The following is a 16,149-nucleotide window of genomic DNA, read 5'->3' as shown; positions in this document are numbered from 1 at the left end:
GTGGTGCGTCTGCGGCTTCCATACGGAACGCTTACGATCCTCTGCGTGTCCAAACTGACCGACGTGCCCAAACGGATCCTGATCGGGCGCGCACTGCGCAGTGACCGGCTCGGAGAAACGCTCCTGCCGAAGCGCATCGCCCTCCCCGTTTTCGCCTCCGACGCCCTGTCCTCCGTTGCCTACGCGCCTGGCGAGGTTCTGCTCGTCCTGTCTGTCGCGGGCGTGTCGGCGTACCACTTCAGCCCGTGGATCGCCCTGGCGGTCGTGGTGGTGATGTTCACCGTGGTGGCGTCGTACCGGCAGAACGTGCACGCGTACCCCAGCGGTGGTGGCGACTACGAGGTCGCCACCACCAACCTCGGCCCCAAGGCCGGCCTGACGGTCGCCAGCGCGCTGCTGGTGGACTACGTCCTCACCGTCGCCGTCTCCATCACCTCCGGCATCGAGAACCTGGGCTCGGCGATCCCGTTCGTGGTCGAGCACAAGGTGCTGTGCGCCGTCGCGGTGATCCTGCTGCTGACGCTGATGAACCTGCGCGGCGTCAAGGAGTCCGGGTCGCTCTTCGCGATTCCGACGTACGTGTTCGTCGTGGGCGTCTTCATCATGATCGCGTGGGGTGCCTTCCGCACTCTCGTGCTGGGCGACACCATGCGCGCGCCCACCGCCGACTTCCACATCAAGGCGGAGCAGGAAGGCCTCGCGGGCTTCGCCCTTGTTTTCCTGCTGCTGCGCGCCTTCTCCTCCGGCTGCGCCGCGCTCACCGGCGTCGAGGCGGTCTCCAACGGCGTCCCGGCCTTCCGTAAGCCCAAGTCCAAGAACGCGGCCACGACGCTCTCGATGATGGGCGTGCTCGCCATCACCATGCTCGTCGGCATCATCTCCCTCGCCCTGGTCACCGACGTCCGGATGGCCGAGAACCCGGGGCAGGACCTGCTGAAGGGCGGTGTGCCGGTCGGCTCCGGCTATGTACAGGACCCGGTGATCACGCAGGTCGCCGAGGCCGTCTTCGGTCACGGCAGCTTCCTGTTCATCGTGCTCGCCGCGGCCACCGCCCTGGTGCTGTTCCTCGCGGCGAACACGGCGTACAACGGCTTCCCGGTGCTCGGCTCGATCCTCGCCCAGGACCGTTACCTGCCACGCCAGCTGCACACCCGCGGCGACCGCCTCGCCTTCTCCAACGGCATCGTGCTGCTCGCCGGCGCGGCCGCCCTGCTCGTCGTCATCTACGGCGCCGACTCGACCCGGCTGATCCAGCTCTACATCGTCGGCGTGTTCGTGTCCTTCACGCTCAGCCAGACCGGCATGGTCCGTCACTGGAACCGCCACCTGCGCACCGAGAAGGACGCCGACAAGCGCCGCCACATGATCCGCTCCCGCGCGATCAACGCCTTCGGCGCCTTCCTGACCGGCCTCGTCCTCGTGGTCGTCCTGGTCACCAAGTTCACCCACGGTGCCTGGGTCGCCCTGCTCGGCATGTGCATCTTCTTCGCGACGATGACCGCGATCCGGAAGCACTACGACCGGGTCGCCGAGGAGATCGCCGCCGACGAGACCCCGTCCGACGAGACGATCCGGCCCTCCAGGGTCCACTCGATCGTCCTGGTCTCCAAGCTCCACCGGCCCACCCTGCGCGCCCTCGCCTACGCCAAGCTGATCCGCTCCGACCGGCTGGAGGCGCTCTCCATCAGCGTCGACCCGGCGGAGACCAAGGCGCTCAAGGACGACTGGGAGCGGCGCGGCATCGACATCCCGCTGAAGATCCTCGACTCCCCGTACCGCGAGGTGACCCGGCCGGTCATCGACTACGTGAAGGGCCTGCGCCGGGAGAGCCCGCGCGACGTCGTGAGCGTGTACATCCCGGAGTACGTGGTCGGCCACTGGTACGAGCACCTCCTCCACAACCAGAGCGCCCTGCGCCTCAAGGGGCGGCTGCTGTTCACCCCGGGTGTCATGGTGACCTCCGTGCCGTATCAGCTGGAGTCCTCCGAGGCGGCCAAGAAGCGCGCCAGGAAGCGCGCCGAGTGGAACGCGCCGGGCTCGGTGCGCCGCGGCCCGGTGGAGCGCAGGCCCAAGGAACCCAGCGGCAAGAGCTGACCGCCCTCGTCCGCTCGTGGTAAGCGGCCGGACGACACCGACGTAGACTCGTAGGTTGTTGTCCGGCCGTTCCCCCCTTGATCTCTGGAGCCACCCCCTCATGCAGAACGAACCCACGTCGTCGCTGGTCGGGGAGGAGTACGAGGTCGAGGTCGGCCCCGTCGCACACGGCGGCCACTGCATCGCCCGCACCTCGGAGGGCCGGGTCCTCTTCGTACGGCACACGCTGCCCGGCGAGAAGGTGATCGCCAGGGTCACCGACGGCGAGAGCGACTCCCGCTTCCTGCGCGCCGACGCGGTACAGATCATCGAGGCGTCCAAGGACCGCGTCGAGGCGCCCTGCCCGTACGCCGGCCCCGGCAAGTGCGGCGGCTGCGACTGGCAGCACGCCAAGCCCGGCGCCCAGCGCCGGCTCAAGGGCGAAGTGATCGCCGAACAGCTCCAGCGCCTCGCGGGCCTCACTCCCGAGGAGGCGGGCTGGGACGGCACGGTCATGCCGGCCGAGGGCGACAAGCTCCCGCCGGGCGAGGTGCCCGCCTGGCGCACCCGTGTCCAGTACGCCATCGACGAGGACGGCAAGGTCGGCCTGCGCAAGCACCGCTCGCACGACGTGGAGCCCGTCGAGCGCTGCCTGATCGCGGCCCCCGGCGTCACGGAGCTCGGCATCGAGAAGCGGGACTGGCCCGGCATGGCCACGGTGGAGGCCATCGCGGCAACGGGTTCCCACGACCGTCAGGTCATCCTCACCCCGCGGCCCGGTGGCCGGCTGCCCCTGGTCGAGCTCGACAAGCCCGTCTCGGTGATGCGCGTCGACGAGCGCGACGGCGGAGTCCACCGCGTGCACGGCCGCGCCTTCGTCCGCGAGCGCGCCGACGACCGCACCTACCGCGTCGGCTCCGGCGGCTTCTGGCAGGTCCACCCGCAGGCCGCCAACACCCTGGTCCGCGCCGTCATGCAGGGCCTCCTGCCCCGCAAGAACGACATGGCCCTCGACCTCTACTGCGGCGTCGGCCTGTTCGCCGGCGCCATCGGCCAGCGCATCGGCGAAAAGGGCGCCGTCCTCGGCATCGAGTCCGGCAAGCGTGCCGTCGAGGACGCCCGCCACAACCTGAAGGACCTGGACCGGGTCCGCATCGAACACGGCAAGGTCGACCAGATCCTCCCGCGCACCGGCATCACCGAGTGCGACCTGATCGTCCTCGACCCGCCCCGCGCCGGCGCCGGCAAGCAGGTCGTCAAACACCTGACGGGCCTGGGCGCCCGCCGCATCGCCTACGTCGCCTGCGACCCGGCGGCGCTGGCGCGCGACCTGGCGTACTTCCGGGACGGCGGGTACCGGGTGCGGACGCTGCGGGCGTTCGACCTGTTTCCGATGACGCATCATGTGGAGTGCGTGGCGATTCTGGAGCCGGCTGAGAAGGGCCTCTGACCTGCGGTTTTGTGAGGGCGGGGCTGAGATTCGACGTCTTTCCCTGGAGGAAACAGTTCGAGGTGTGATGGCTTGGCTCTGTGGGCTCTGGCCTCGGCTTTTCCGGCGCAGTGGCTGATTGTCGCCTGGTCTGCGGACGGGGTGTCCTGGAAGTCTTGACGCTGAAACGACGCTCGTTCTGACGGGCTTGCAGGTGGGGTCGTACGTGGGCACGGGTGGCTTTCAGTGGGCGTCGGCCCCCGTACTGCAGATGTTGAACCAGGTCCTCGGCCGTGACGCGGCCGATGCGCCGCGCGCATACGAGGCAGGCTCGGCGCCAGAGGTCCGCAGACTCGGCGAGGAGGCGCTGCCCGCACTTCCGTCCACCTACGACGACTGCGACGACCTGCTGGCCGTCGCCGCCCGGGAAGAGCAGCTGGCCCCCATGCTCGAACTCGCCCATGCGGAACGGATCTCCCGGACCGCCGCACATCTGGTGGCTGTCGTTGAGGATGCAGCCAGGTCGGGCTTTGCGCAGGAGGAGTTCTCGCGGGCCTCACCGGCCGAGGCCCGGCGGGCGTGGCAGAGGCGGCAGCGATGCCTGGAGGAGAGGCGGAGAGACCTGGGGCGATAGCGGAACTCACGCTGCCAGGAGCGGAGTTCACATCCCCCATTCGAGCCGTACCGGCCCTCGCGCCGTGGTCAGTGCCCCGTCGAAGTCCGCGAGACGTTCGGCCAGTGTGGCGGTGGCCACGCGCGGCGGGAGGGCAGCCGAGAACTTCAGGCCGCGGACGGCGCGCGGGTCGACGGTGGGCAGGGTGAGGGAGACCGGGAGTTCGGCGCGGGCGGCCTTCCAGTCGGCGGGGGAGAGGTCCTGGCGCAGGCGGAGATGGGTGTCGGAGGGCCGCTGGACGGGATCGGCGAGGTTGCCGAGGGAGGCGGCGAGGGTCGCATTGGCGCGGTAGCCGGCCCAGGTCCACCAGCGCGTGGCATCGGCATCGCGGACCACGAGAGTGCCGGCCGGGTGGACCTCGTGAGGGGCGCGATCGGTGCGCAGCTCGGCGAGGGCAGCGGTGGCGCGGCGGGTGAGCCGGACGTCGGGGTCGGTGCCGAGGAGGACGTCGCGCATGGCGCGGGTGAGGGTGAACGACAGACCGCGCGCCTCGCTGCCCTGCCATTTGGCCACACCGCCGTCCTCGACGGGTTCGACGAACGCGCGGCGGCGGGCCCAGTCGATGAACGTGACCTGCCAGCTGCGCCCGGCAAGCAGGAGACGGCGCGGGCCGGGGCGTTCCTCGGTGAGCACGGTGGGGTCCGTGGTGCCGATCTCGGTGCGCCCGGCGAGGACGGTGAACTCGGGCGGCGCGGTGAAGGAAGCGGTGAGTTCCATGAAGTGGCGGCGGCCGAAGTGCTTCTCGGCCTCGGGGCCGATGAAGAGCATGCCGTCGTCGCTGTCCAGGAAGCCTTCGTCGACCAGATGCTTCAGGAGCGGGGCGGCCGACCGGTCGAAGGGCGCGAGGCCGTTCCACCGGTCCGGCCAGAGCCGGTCGCCGATGCGGTGCTCCTGCAGGGTGAGTGCGAGCAGCTGCTGGGCGACGAGGTGACGGGGCGACGGTGGCGGGGTGACGGGCTCGACCCAGCCCAGGGCCCAGAGGGTGAGCAGCCCGGCGGCCTGCAGCAACGACTCGGTCCTGGTGGCGAGGAAGAGACAGTTGCGGGAGGTGCCGGCGCGGCGGCCGGTGCGGCCGATCCGCTGCAGGAACGAGGCGACGGTGCCGGGGGAGTCGATCTGGATGACTCGGTCGAGGTCGCCGACGTCGATGCCGAGTTCCAGGGTGGAGGTGGACACGATGACGCAGTCGCGCGCCTCGGCGAACGCCTGCTCGGAGCGGGCCCGTTCATCGGCGGAGAGCGAGGCGTGCGAGAGGAACACGGTGACGTCGCGGGCCCGGAGCGCCGCACCGAGTTCCTCGACCTGCTTGCGGGAGTCGCAGAAGACGAGGCGCTTCTCGCCGCGGTGCAGGGCGGAGATCACCTTGGCGGCGTTGGCGAGTGAGCCGACGTAGTCGAGTTCGACGTCTCCCGCGGGCCTCGGTAGCGAGGTGCCCCCGGCCGTGTCCGGCAGGGTGATGCCGGGCGCGACGACCCGTCCCGGGCGTTCGGCGGGGCGCGCCCCCTGCAGCCAAGTGAGCAGTGCGTCCGGGTTGCCGACGGTGGCGGAGAGCCCGATCCGCTGGATCCGGTGACCGACCAGCCGCTCCAGCCGTTCGAGCACGGCAAGCAGGTGCCAGCCCCGGTCGTCACCCGCGAAAGCGTGCACCTCGTCGATGATCACGGCACGGACCCGGCCGAGCATGTGTGTGTGGTCGGTCTTGACACTGATCAGCATCGCTTCGAGCGACTCGGGTGTGGTGAGCAGGAAGTCGGGCGACTCGGTGCGGATACGGCGGCGTACGGACTCGGGGGTGTCGCCGTGCCAGAGCTCGGCGCGGCGGCCCAGCCACTGGGCGTAGGTGTCGACGCGGTGGACGAGGTTGTTGAGGAGGGCTTTGAGTGGGGCCAGGTAGAGGACGGAGGTGCCGGTCCAGTGCTGCTCCCGCATGGCGGACAGGACGGGGAAGGTGGCGGCTTCCGTCTTCCCGCCCGCGGTCGGCGCGAGCAGGATCGCGTCCTCGCCGTCCATCAGTGGTTCCACGGCGGCCTTCTGCAGGGGGCGCAGGTCAGGCCATCCGAGCGTGTTGACGATGTGGTGCAGGACGACCGGATCGAGGCGTTCGAGCGGGTCGGGGCCGGGCGGCTGGTCCTGCACGTGGGTAGCTCCCTGCGCTTGGTCTTCCGGGAACGGGAGGGGAAGGCGACGGATCAGAGGTCGAGATCGAGGTCGTCGGCCGACGCGGCCGCGGGGGGCGCGGCGAGGTTGCGTTCGGTGGCAGTGAGATCGCCGCTGCCGAGGGTCAGCTTGTAGTGCGCACGCGGATCGAAGTCGTCGAACTGATCGATCCGGTCGAGTACGTCCCCGACTAGCTTCTTCAGGTACAGGCGCGGTGCCACTCCGACTTTCCCGCCAAGGGCACCGCCCACGGCCCTCGCCAGGTCCGCAAGGTACGCGTCGTCGGCGAGCCGCTTGATCCGCTCGGCGGAGTCGGTGGAGGAGACGCCGTCCGCGTACAGGTCGCGGATGGTGACGCCCAGACCGGTCAGGGACTCCTCGGTGAATCCGGGAAGCCGGATCTGCACGGCACGCGGGTTGTCGAAGCGCGGGTCGGTGGTGAAGTCGGTGGCCAGGCGCTGGGCGAGCGGGGCGAGACGCTGGACGCCCTGCTGTCCGTCGTAGAAGGCTGGCGTGCCGGTGATGACGAGGTAGAGGCCGGGGAAGCGGCCGGAATGCACCTCGTCGATGAGCTGGCGCAGGGCGTTGAGGGCCTTGTCACGGGCGTCGGAGCGGACCCGCTGCAGCGTCTCCACCTCGTCCAGGACGAGGACGAGCCCGGCGTGCCCCGCGTCCTTGAGCATGGTCAGCAGGCCTTGCAGAAAGCCGAAGGCGCCGAAGTGATCGAGGTCGCCGCGGACTCCTGCGCTGCGACGTGCGGCAGCGGCGACGTGCGGCTGGCCGCCGAGCCAGGCCATCACCGCGGCGGCGGTCGCCTCGTCGCCGGCGTCCAGGGACTGCTTGTACCCGCGCAGGGCGGTGGCGAAGGCGGGGGCCTGGCGGGACACCTCGGCCAGGCGGGCGGTGAGCAGCCGGTCCACGGCCTGCGGCAGTTCGCTCTCAGCCGCGCCGTCGGCGAGCGCGTCCTCCTCAAGGGCGTAGAACCAGGCATCGGCGACGGGCCGCAGCGCGCTGGGCGGGAAGCTCGCGGTGGTCAGACGTTCGGTGAGCCGCCGGTAGACCGTCTCCAGCTTGTGCAGCGGGGTCTCGGTCTCCGACACCTGCACCTCGGCCACGGCGAAGGTGCGACGCTTGGCGCGTTCGCCGAGCCAGCGGGTGAAGAAGGTTTTGCCGGAGCCGTACTCACCGCGCACCGCCTTGAACACCGAGCCGCCGGCGGCGACGGTGTCCAGTTCCTCGTCGACCGCCTGCTCGAAGCGGCCCAGGCCGGTGGCGAGCAGGTCGAGGCCGCTCTCGGGGACGGCGCCGCGTCGCAGGGCGTCCACGACGGCGCGGCGGCGTACGGTGCCGACGGGGGCACCGGCACGAGGGGCTGAGGATCCGAACGCGTTCACCCGGACAGTCTCCCATCAGGGCGGTCGCCGGACCGCCGGAATGCCGGCGGACGGATCCGGTTCGTCGTGCTCACGGGGTGCGCAGTCCGAACTGTTCGATCAGCTGGGCCCGGTGCAGGCGCAGGGTGCGGTTGTCGGGGAGGATCTCCAGGATCTGGGCGCCGTCGTAGTTGAGGAGCTGGGCCAGGGTCGCGGCGAAGCCGGGGGCGCGGCCGACGGGCTGGCCCGCACGTTCGGCCAGGGCGGTCATGGGCAGGGTGCCCGCTTCGACGAGGGCGACCAGCGCCTTGGGCAGGACGGACGGGTCCCGCGGTTTTCGGGCGAGCAGGTCCAGCTGCGCCGCGTACAGCTCGGTGGCGACGAGCCGTTCCACGAGCGCGACGGCAGGCGGCTGGGCCGTGGTGGAGGGGGCTTCGGTCTCCGGGGCGGGGTCGGCGGGCTTCTGGGACGCGGGAGGTGCGAGAGGGGCGAGCTCCTCCTCACCGAAGAGACTGATGACGCCCTCTGCCACGGGCGGGGCGGCCTTCTTGGACTGCTTGGCGCGCGGACGCGACGGCGTGGCGACGGGGGCAGCGGTGCCGGACGAAGTGACAGCCTCTGCGCCGGATTCCGTCTCGATGCCTGTCTCGTCCGACCACCACAGCGGAGCCGGATCGCCCAACTCCCGCCATCCTTCCGGTGGTTCGGTTCCGAAGGGCAGCAGGGCGAGCAGCGGGATGGTGAATTCGGCGAGGGTCGCGCCGCCGTGGTAACCCGCCTTGAGGGCGGTGTACCGGGCGTCGTGGTCGCGCAGAGCGACGATGTGCGAGCCGGGCTCCGGCCAGACCACCCGCGGCCCGGCCAGTGCGATCTCGGAGGGTGCGACCGGGCCGCCGGGGTCGCGGTGGCGGGCCGAACCGATGGTACCGGCGGGCGCGTCGAGCTTGCTGCCCCGCCGTTCGATGACATGGCCGTGGTCGGAGGTCAGGAGCACGGTCATGCCGTTCGCACGCGCGGCCCGCAACAGCGGTTCGAGACCGCCGACCTCCTTGGCCTGCCAGGCGCCGTCCCCGAGTTTCTGTTCCTTGGCAAGCCGGTCGTCGACGGTGTTGAGGACGACGGCGACATGCATGCGCTCGTCGGCGAGGGCCTCACCGAGGGCGGTGGAGAAGGGCGAGCCGGTGTCGGGGCCGCGCAGGTCGTCCTTGTGGAAGACGGCCGCCGGGGCGCCCTGCCAGCAGGAGTGCTGGGGGAAGAGCCGCTTCTCGTCGTTCTGGCCGCCCTTCATCAGGGTTCCGGTGAAGAGCGAGGTGCGCGAGACAGCAGTGAGTGTGGGCAGAGCAGCGGCCACGGCACGCCGCACTGGTGCGCCGTGCGCCCCGGGAACCGGGTCGAACTCGGCCCACTGCTCGCGCAGTTCCTCGCCCAGTTCGGCCGCTATGGCCGCGCTCATCCCGTCCAGGAGCAGCAGCAGGACCCGGCGCCGCGGCTCGGCGACGACCGGCGCGACGATCCGCGTCAGGAGAGACTCGACGGTGAGCAGGGAACCGGGGGAGCTGCCGTCCGCCGTCCACACCGCGAGCCGTTCGCTGAAGGCGTGGTCGAGCGTGCGACGGGTCCGCCGCACCTGGTCGCCGATCCGGCTGTACGCGGCGGCGAGTACGGAGTCCGGGTCGCCGCCCGCCTCCAGGTGTTCCAGGGCGCGGTCGGCCCAGCCGAGTTCGCGGATTTGGCGGTCCGTCCCGTCGGTCACCGACCCGATCTCGTCCGACGGGTTCCCGGCCAGCCACCGTTGCAGCCGTACGGCCATCCGGACCCGCTCGATCCGGGCCCGGGTCTCGCCGTCGCCGGTGGCAAGGGCGTGTGCGCGGAGCGCGGTGACGGAGTCCGTGACCGCTTCGGTGGAGCCGCCGGTCAGCGTGTGACCGGCCGCGGTGAACCGGGCGTCGAGCCCGGCGGACAGGAGCGGACTGGCGGTGGCGGCGGCCTGCGCCCCGAACTGGGCGACGAGCTGTGCGGCCCGGGTCAGGACCGGGTCGGCGAGACGGTGCTCGCCCCGGTCGATGAGATCGCGTACGTACGCCTCACCGCTGCGGGCGAAGGAGGCCAGGAGCCGGTCGAGTTCATCGCCCTGGGCGGGCGGCTGCTCGCCGAGCCATCGTTCGGCCCGGCCGCGCGCACGGTACAGGTCGTGGTCGGCCTCCGCGTGTCCCCACAGGGCGGCGCAGACCACCGCGTACGCAGCTGCGTCGGGGCCGTGCTCGGCATCGACCAGGGCGGTGATCACCCTGCCCGTGGAGCCGCCCTGCTCAGGTGCGGCGAGGAAGTGGGCGAGGCCGGCCTTCTCCGGTCCGCGCAGCTCGCGCAGGAGGTCCGGGCCGCCGGGAGTGAGGGTCCACCGGAACAGGGCGACGGGGTCGACCCGGTCCGCCTCCCCTGGCAGGACGCGTCCTGCCAGCGTGTCGCCGCTGCTGTGGTCGAGGCGGAGGCGCCGCCGGGCCAGCCGGGTGAGGGCTTCGTCGCGGGAGAGCACCCCCCTGCCGATCGAGCGCCAGCCCCGGGTGCCCGCCGCATCCAGGAGCGCTTCGGCCGCCCAGGTCTCGCCGCGCAGGCGGGTGTCGAGGCCGCTCGCGCCGAACGCCTCCTGCACGACTTCCCAGTTGTCGACGGACCTGATGCGGCGACTGTAGACGCGGGCGAGCAGACCGGGGTCGAGCTCGGTGTTCTCCCGGTCGGTGAGGACGACGAGGACGCGCGGCTCCGGCGGGACCTGCGCCTCCAGGTGGTCCAGGATCTGCTCGTGCACCGCGAGGACGGACGGCGCGACGGCAACCCTCACCTGTGTCCCGCCCACCGTCGGCTGCATGGCAGCCCCGTCCCACTGTGGGGCGGCCCGCAGCAGCATGACGCGGACCGCGCCGTCGCAGAGCTTGCTGCGCGCGGCGACGAACTGACGGACCGTGCTCACCGAAAGGCGGGCGGGACCTGCAGCCGAGGGTCCCGGCCCGGCGGCGGGCGCGGTGGTGATCGTGCCGGACATCAGTGGGCGACCTTCCAGGCGGCGTCGACGGAGGGACCGGGGCGGGGCGAGGCGGACGTCGTCGCTTTTGGGCCGGACATCAGTCGACGACCTTCCACGTGACCTCGACGGTGGCGTCGGGGTGTGCCGCGGCGAGTGCCGCGATCTCGGCCTGCAGCTCCGCAGCAGCCCGGGCGGCTGTCGTCCGGCCGCCACCGGAGCGGGCCACCGGGCGTGCCGGATCACGCGGCGCGGGCGGCGTCGGCAGCACCTGCGGATGGGCGGAGCCGCTGTCCAGGGGCACCGTGTCGGAGCTGGGTGCCGGGGCGGCGGGCTGTTGTGGGGCCACCGGTGGACTCTGCCGGGACCGCAGCAGCGCCATCACCTCCCGGCTGCCCTTCTTCAGCATGGCCGGCAGGTCGGGGTAGTCGCCGGGGTCGCCGGCCGCGGCGTCGCGCACCCGCTCCAGGATCGCCGCACCGTCCCGGCCGAGCGTGTCCGCCAGCTCCAACTGTTCACCCCAGCTGGTGTTCTGCAGCGCATCGGCTACGGTCCGGGCACTGGTCAGCGACATGCTGTACCGGTGCGCGGTGAAGGCGCCGAGGTCGAATCCGGCCAGCCGGTCCACCACAGCCTTGGCGCCGAGGTTCTCCGCCCGCACCGCGTCCACCAGCTCCTGGGCCTGCCGGGCGAGCACGAGGCGGGGCGAGGCGTCGTCCAGGTGCAGGAAGCTGCGGTGCTTCTCCAGCTCCGTGACGAGCCGTGCCGCATCGGTGGCGAACGCGGTCGCGGCCCTGCGGATCTCGCCAGCGAACTGGTTCACGATCCGCCCGCGCCGCAACTGCGGTGCGGGCGTGCCGAACACCGTCTCGTACCGCTTGCGGGCTTCAGCCCAGTCCGCCTCGGTGGGCAGCGGCTGCTCCCGCAGCGCGTAGTCACGCTTCAGATCGCTCGGCAGCGGTGCGGGCTCGACCGCGACCCCGCCGCGCACCCACACACGGTCGGACATTTCCGCGTACGCGGCGGCGAGCAGCCGTCGCAGCGGGTCGGGCAGGCCGCGCGGGTCGGGCTGGTCGCTCCAGTCGGCGAGCTTGACCAGGGTCGGCTCAGCGACCCCGTCCCGCCGGGCCTGCGCGTTGAAGTGGTCGAGCCAGGCGTTGGACTGCCGGTAGTACGCCTCCTGCATCACACCGAGCTTGAGGCCGCCCGCGATCCGAGCCATGACCTTGCGGTCCTTGGACTCGACCTCCACCTGCCCGTCACGGTCCTCGGCGGCCTTGCGCACGTACTCGAAGACGGTCTTGATCTCGGCGGCCCGCGGCGGCTTCCCGGTGCCTTCCGGATCCAGATCCGGGTGGGCGGGGAACTGGTGGGCGAGCAGCTTCCCGGACAGCTGACGTGCGGCGTCGTCCATCTGCGCGCCGATCGGCAGTTGCAGATCCGCCACCTGCTGCTGGGCCTCCAGGTGGTTGCCGAAGCCGAGGTCGACGACGCCTTCCTGCTTCTGCGCGAGTCCGTACGCCTGCTTCAGCGCGCCCAGGACCCGCTCGGTGAGGACCTCCCGCTGCGACTGCAGCATGCCCTTGGCGCGGGCTTTGTCGTCGGCGTTGAGGCTGCGCGCGAACTCGGAGTCGAAGCGGGCCTCGTCGGACAGTGCCTTGTCGATGACGACGAGACGCTCGAAGTCGCCGCGGGTGGTGTCGGTGAGATGAGTGGGCAGCCAGGCCAGGGTCCGCGAGTCGCCGCCCGTCTTCTCCCGCAGCGTGCGCAGCCGCTGGAGGTCATCCATCGGCCCGAACTCGCCCTCGTCGTAAGGGAAGTCGACGACGAGCCGCCAGGCGTCCTCCTGGTTGGGCCGCAGTGCCGCGTCGGAGAGCGAGTCGACGTCGGCGACGTTCCCGAAGACCACCTCGACCTGCCGCTCGGTGCCCTTCCACACCAGGTCGAGTATGTCGTACGGGTCGAACCCGCCGGTCCCGTCGGTGACACCGAGCGACTCCTTGAGCAGGGTGCGCATCTTGGTCCGGCGGTTGCCCAGGTTGTTGTGGACCTGGGCGTTGGCGAGCACCGCGTCAAGGTCGACACCGGTCAGCTCCAGGCGCACGACCGCGCCGGGACCGGTGCCGGCGACCTTGATCTCGGGGAAGGTCGCCGCCCATTCCTTCGTCTTCTGCTCCAGGCGGCCGATCTCGGTTCCGGCGATCCGGGTGGTGATGGACCCGTGGTTGAGCGCGTTGAGCCGGGCCAGGGTCAGGTCGGACAGGGCGGGGACGCTCGGCGCGAGCGCGGAGAGTAGCAGCGTCTGGATCAGCCGGCTGTCACCGGTGAAGTCCCGGCAACGGGCCTTCAGCTGCGGGTCGTTGATCGTCTCCGGACGGCGCCTGTGCGTCTCCACGTCGTCCTCGGTGACCTGGTTGGTCTTCAGCAGGTACGGGCGCAGCTTCTCGCGGTACAGCTTGTCCGCCGCTTCGAAGTGGACGCTGGTCTCGCCGCTGAACGCCTTGTCGCCGCCGCCGACGATCGCCGGGTACAGATCGCCGAGCGGTACGAGCTGGCCGAGGCGCCAGTCGTCCCGGTGGTCGACCAGGAGCTGGCTCATCAGCTTCAGGCCGGTGCGGGAGCGCTGCAGCGCCCCGGAGATGTGCACCAGGGTGTCCATGAACGCCGGCGGGAAGGGGTACGTCCGCCGGAAGGCGTCCTCGTCCGCGCCGGTGGTGGAGTCCTTGTGGCCGAGCAGTGTCTGCCAGACGTCCGGGCCGAGCTTCTTGGCCTCGTCGAAGGCTGCCGCGACCTTTGCCTCGGCCTCGTCGTCGACGGGATTCAGCAGACGGGCCTGCGCGATCGTCGGCAGGTTGCGGTCCTCCAGGACGATCGAGTCGTACCGGCCGCCGTTGAGCTTCAGCGTGTCCTGCACGGCGGCCTCGGCAGCGCCGGACATCTCCTCGCCGACCAGCTCCCGCAGGTCACGCTGGCGGGCGATGAACGAGACGACGGGGATGGCACGGCGCTCGTCGGCGCCCTCCACGAAGTTGGTGACCTTGCCTGCCTCGCGGCCGAGCGCCTTCTGATCGTGGATGAGGGTGGCCAGCCACAGGATCAGCTCGTCCATGAAGAGGACGAGGCCGTCGTAGCCGAGGGACTTGGCGTGCGCGGCGATGATGCCGAGGCCCTTGTCCAGGGAGACGAACCCGTCGGCGTTCTCCGAGGCGTTGCGTGAGAACGACGGGAAGAGGGTCTTGGTCAGGTCCTGGACGAGCCGGGCCCGCAGCTCCTGCGGGGTGGTCGGGTTGTCCAGGTCGAAGCCCTTGGTGTTCTCGTGCTCCTCCTGCGCGGTGACGGCCCGGTCGAGCAGTTCGGTGGTCCAGGCGAACGCCTCGCCCCACTCGTCGCCCTCACCGCTGTCCGCCTCGGCGAGCTGCGCGATCACCCGGTCGTCCCCGCTGCCACGGCGATGCGCGGCGAAGTCCTCGAAGAGGCCGTCGGTCAGATAGACCTGCGGCAGATCGCAGCCGGGGTGCACCTTGCGTACGTGCTCCACGTACTTGCCGAGAATGCGCTGTTCAAGGGACTTGGCGCCGAGCATGTGGTACGGGACGAGGAGGAACTTGCGATCTCCCGCGTCCAGCCAGGAGTGGTGCGCGCGGACGGGGTCGAGGCCCGTCTTGGTACGGGCGGCCTGGTGGCCGGAGAGCAGGGCGTAGAGCACCGCCATGAAATGCGACTTACCGGAACCGAACGAGCCGTGCAGATAGGCAGCCTTGGAGGAGTGGCTGTCGAGCGCAGACTTGATCAGGTCGAGCGCCTCGTCGAAGTTGCCGCGCAGGCGGTCGGTGACGACGTAGTCCCGCAGGGCTGCCTCGGCGCCCTCGGGGGTGACGGCCTCACCGAGCTTCAGCACGAAGTCGGACGTCGACACCCGCTCCGGGATGTCGATCAGCTCCCGGAGGAGGGGCCGGTCCTCGGGACGGGGAGTGTTCCTGCTCAAAAACGCCATGGTCTGCCTGCGGCTCCTCACCCTGCGGGTCCTTCAGCTCACAGAACCGAGCTGCCCGATCAATCGTAAGGGGCGGCACTGACACCAGGAAGGAGAGATCGTGTCCCGCTCTCCCGTCCAGCTCTCCCTCGCGTGGTGATCGAGCGCACGCCGGGCAGGCCGTCGAAGGCGGCCTTGCCGTCCTTGGTGACCAGCGTGCGGGCGGTGCATGCCGCGGTCGCCGCGGTGATCAGGTCGTGCCCGCCGCGCGGCTTGCCCTCCTGCCGTACGTGCGCGAGCAGGCGGGCGTGGATCCGTGCGACATCGGGGGTGTAGTCCTCGACGGGGACCAGGGCGTGCACGCCGTCGACGAACGCCTGCCGGCCGGGGCGCCGTGCCTCGTCGGCCAGCTCCACCCCGAGCAGCAGCGCGGCGAAGGTGAGGGCGGCGATGGCCACGTCGTCACCGTCGTCGAGCAGCCGGGCGAGGCCGCCGCCCCGCGCTCGGCGGATGATCACGCCGGTGTCCAGGATCAGGCGTCGGGCCATGCCGCCCCAGATCGTCGGTCGTGAGATCGCGTACGGACTCCACGTCCGCGGCGAAGTCGTCGTCCACGGGGTGTCCGGCCAGGAACTCCATCAGCGCCGCGCCGTTCCCCGCGGGAGCCGGGGACAGTATGGCCAGGCGCCGGCCACCACGGGTGATCGCGATGGTCTCGCCGCGCTCGGCGCGGTCGAGTACGGACGCGAAGTTCCTGGAAGCCTCGGTTGCCGTCATCGTCTTCATGGAGCCAGAGTGTCCGATTTCTGTAGTTCGTGGCAGGTCATGCAGGGTGGTTGCCGAACGTCGTCCCGGGGTGGGCGGGCTAGGCGGGGCGGAGGTCGTGGAGCTGCGGCCTGGTCGGGTCTGGCGGGTCGGCCGGCTTGGTCTGTGCCCATACGGTCTTGCCGGGGCCGGTGCGGTCCGCGACGCCCCAGCGGTGGGCGACGGCCTCCACGAGGGCGAGGCCGCGTCCGCCGTCGGCATCCGGGTCGGCCATGGTGGCCGTCGTGGGGTCGGGGCGTCGTGGGTGGGTGTCGGAGACTTCGACGTGTACGGCGGTGGCCGCGTGCTCGTACTGGAGGCGCAGCTCGAAGTTCCGTCCCGGTACGCGGCCGTGGCGGGCGGCGTTGGCCGCGAGCTCGGCGACGAGGAGGGCGACGGTGTCGGAGAGCGGACTGCCGGGCGGGACGCCCCAGTCACCGAGCGTGCTCATGGCGGTCCGGCGGGCGAGGCTCGCGCCGAGGCGAGTGGCGGGGAAGGCGTGCGTGAACTCGCGGATGGTCTGGGGCGGTTGGACCTGCGATGTCGTCATGCGGTCAGCCTTTCGGCTGCCCTGTTGTGTCGACAGGAACGGCACCCATACAGATCCATCTGTACTGGTTCATGCCCTGGACTGGGCGGGTAACTCCC

General features: G+C 71.1%; 10 protein-coding genes. 3 read left to right on the top strand and 7 right to left on the bottom strand.

The window, feature by feature from the left end; translation table 11 throughout:
• The first annotated feature begins 45 nt into the window (after window positions 1-45).
• The 3 genes from ACWCPY_RS11900 (at window position 46) to ACWCPY_RS11890 (ending at window position 4,136) form a co-directional block, all read left to right on the top strand.
• Window positions 46-2,094, top strand: coding sequence for an APC family permease (locus tag ACWCPY_RS11900; RefSeq protein ID WP_451264175.1), 2,049 nt, complete (start codon window positions 46-48; stop codon window positions 2,092-2,094).
• A 100-nt stretch (window positions 2,095-2,194) separates the two neighbouring features.
• Window positions 2,195-3,523: a class I SAM-dependent RNA methyltransferase gene (locus ACWCPY_RS11895; protein ID WP_451264174.1), complete on the top strand. Its 1,329-nt coding sequence runs from the start codon at window positions 2,195-2,197 to the stop codon at window positions 3,521-3,523.
• A 250-nt stretch (window positions 3,524-3,773) separates the two neighbouring features.
• Window positions 3,774-4,136, top strand: coding sequence for a hypothetical protein (locus tag ACWCPY_RS11890; RefSeq protein ID WP_404118045.1), 363 nt, complete (start codon window positions 3,774-3,776; stop codon window positions 4,134-4,136).
• A gap of 27 nt (window positions 4,137-4,163) precedes the next feature.
• On the opposite strand, the gene ACWCPY_RS11885 is transcribed toward ACWCPY_RS11890, so the two are convergent.
• The 7 genes from ACWCPY_RS11885 to ACWCPY_RS11855 form a co-directional block, all read right to left on the bottom strand.
• Entirely contained in the window at window positions 4,164-6,311 is a 2,148-nt protein-coding gene (locus ACWCPY_RS11885) for a DEAD/DEAH box helicase (protein WP_451264173.1), read from the bottom strand.
• 53 nt (window positions 6,312-6,364) lie between these two features.
• Window positions 6,365-7,726: a BREX system ATP-binding protein BrxD gene (brxD, locus tag ACWCPY_RS11880; RefSeq protein ID WP_451264172.1), complete on the bottom strand. Its 1,362-nt coding sequence runs from the start codon at window positions 7,724-7,726 to the stop codon at window positions 6,365-6,367.
• A 70-nt stretch (window positions 7,727-7,796) separates the two neighbouring features.
• Window positions 7,797-10,745 carry a BREX-2 system phosphatase PglZ gene (gene pglZ, locus ACWCPY_RS11875; protein ID WP_451264171.1) on the bottom strand — a complete coding sequence of 983 codons (2,949 nt, stop codon included), beginning with the start codon at window positions 10,743-10,745 and terminating at the stop codon, window positions 7,797-7,799.
• 79 nt (window positions 10,746-10,824) lie between these two features.
• Complete coding sequence (gene pglY / locus ACWCPY_RS11870) at window positions 10,825-14,718, bottom strand: BREX-2 system ATPase PglY (RefSeq protein ID WP_451264170.1); 3,894 nt, start codon at window positions 14,716-14,718, stop codon at window positions 10,825-10,827.
• A gap of 59 nt (window positions 14,719-14,777) precedes the next feature.
• Window positions 14,778-15,245 carry a PIN domain-containing protein gene (locus tag ACWCPY_RS11865; RefSeq protein WP_451264169.1) on the bottom strand — a complete coding sequence of 156 codons (468 nt, stop codon included), beginning with the start codon at window positions 15,243-15,245 and terminating at the stop codon, window positions 14,778-14,780.
• On the bottom strand, window positions 15,160-15,483 hold the full coding sequence (locus ACWCPY_RS11860) for a type II toxin-antitoxin system Phd/YefM family antitoxin (protein ID WP_451264168.1): 324 nt from the start codon (window positions 15,481-15,483) through the stop codon (window positions 15,160-15,162). Before ACWCPY_RS11860 ends, ACWCPY_RS11865 begins: the two co-directional genes overlap by 86 nt.
• A 79-nt stretch (window positions 15,484-15,562) precedes the next feature.
• Window positions 15,563-16,051 carry an ATP-binding protein gene (locus tag ACWCPY_RS11855; protein ID WP_451264167.1) on the bottom strand — a complete coding sequence of 163 codons (489 nt, stop codon included), beginning with the start codon at window positions 16,049-16,051 and terminating at the stop codon, window positions 15,563-15,565.
• Window positions 16,052-16,149 lie beyond the last annotated feature (98 nt).

This window comes from Streptomyces sp. NPDC002403 (assembly GCF_053593015.1).
Note: the sequence above shows the minus strand (reverse complement) of the source record. Positions and strands in the feature narration are given on the sequence as shown.

Coding starts and splice junctions, on each gene's coding strand:
- ACWCPY_RS11890 (WP_404118045.1), top strand. CDS start 3,774: ATGTTGAACCAGGTCCTCGGCCGTGACGCGGCCGATGCGCCGCGCGCA.
- ACWCPY_RS11855 (WP_451264167.1), bottom strand. CDS start 16,051: ATGACGACATCGCAGGTCCAACCGCCCCAGACCATCCGCGAGTTCACG.
- pglY (WP_451264170.1), bottom strand. CDS start 14,718: ATGGCGTTTTTGAGCAGGAACACTCCCCGTCCCGAGGACCGGCCCCTC.
- pglZ (WP_451264171.1), bottom strand. CDS start 10,745: ATGTCCGGCACGATCACCACCGCGCCCGCCGCCGGGCCGGGACCCTCG.
- ACWCPY_RS11895 (WP_451264174.1), top strand. CDS start 2,195: ATGCAGAACGAACCCACGTCGTCGCTGGTCGGGGAGGAGTACGAGGTC.
- ACWCPY_RS11865 (WP_451264169.1), bottom strand. CDS start 15,245: ATGGCCCGACGCCTGATCCTGGACACCGGCGTGATCATCCGCCGAGCG.
- ACWCPY_RS11860 (WP_451264168.1), bottom strand. CDS start 15,483: ATGAAGACGATGACGGCAACCGAGGCTTCCAGGAACTTCGCGTCCGTA.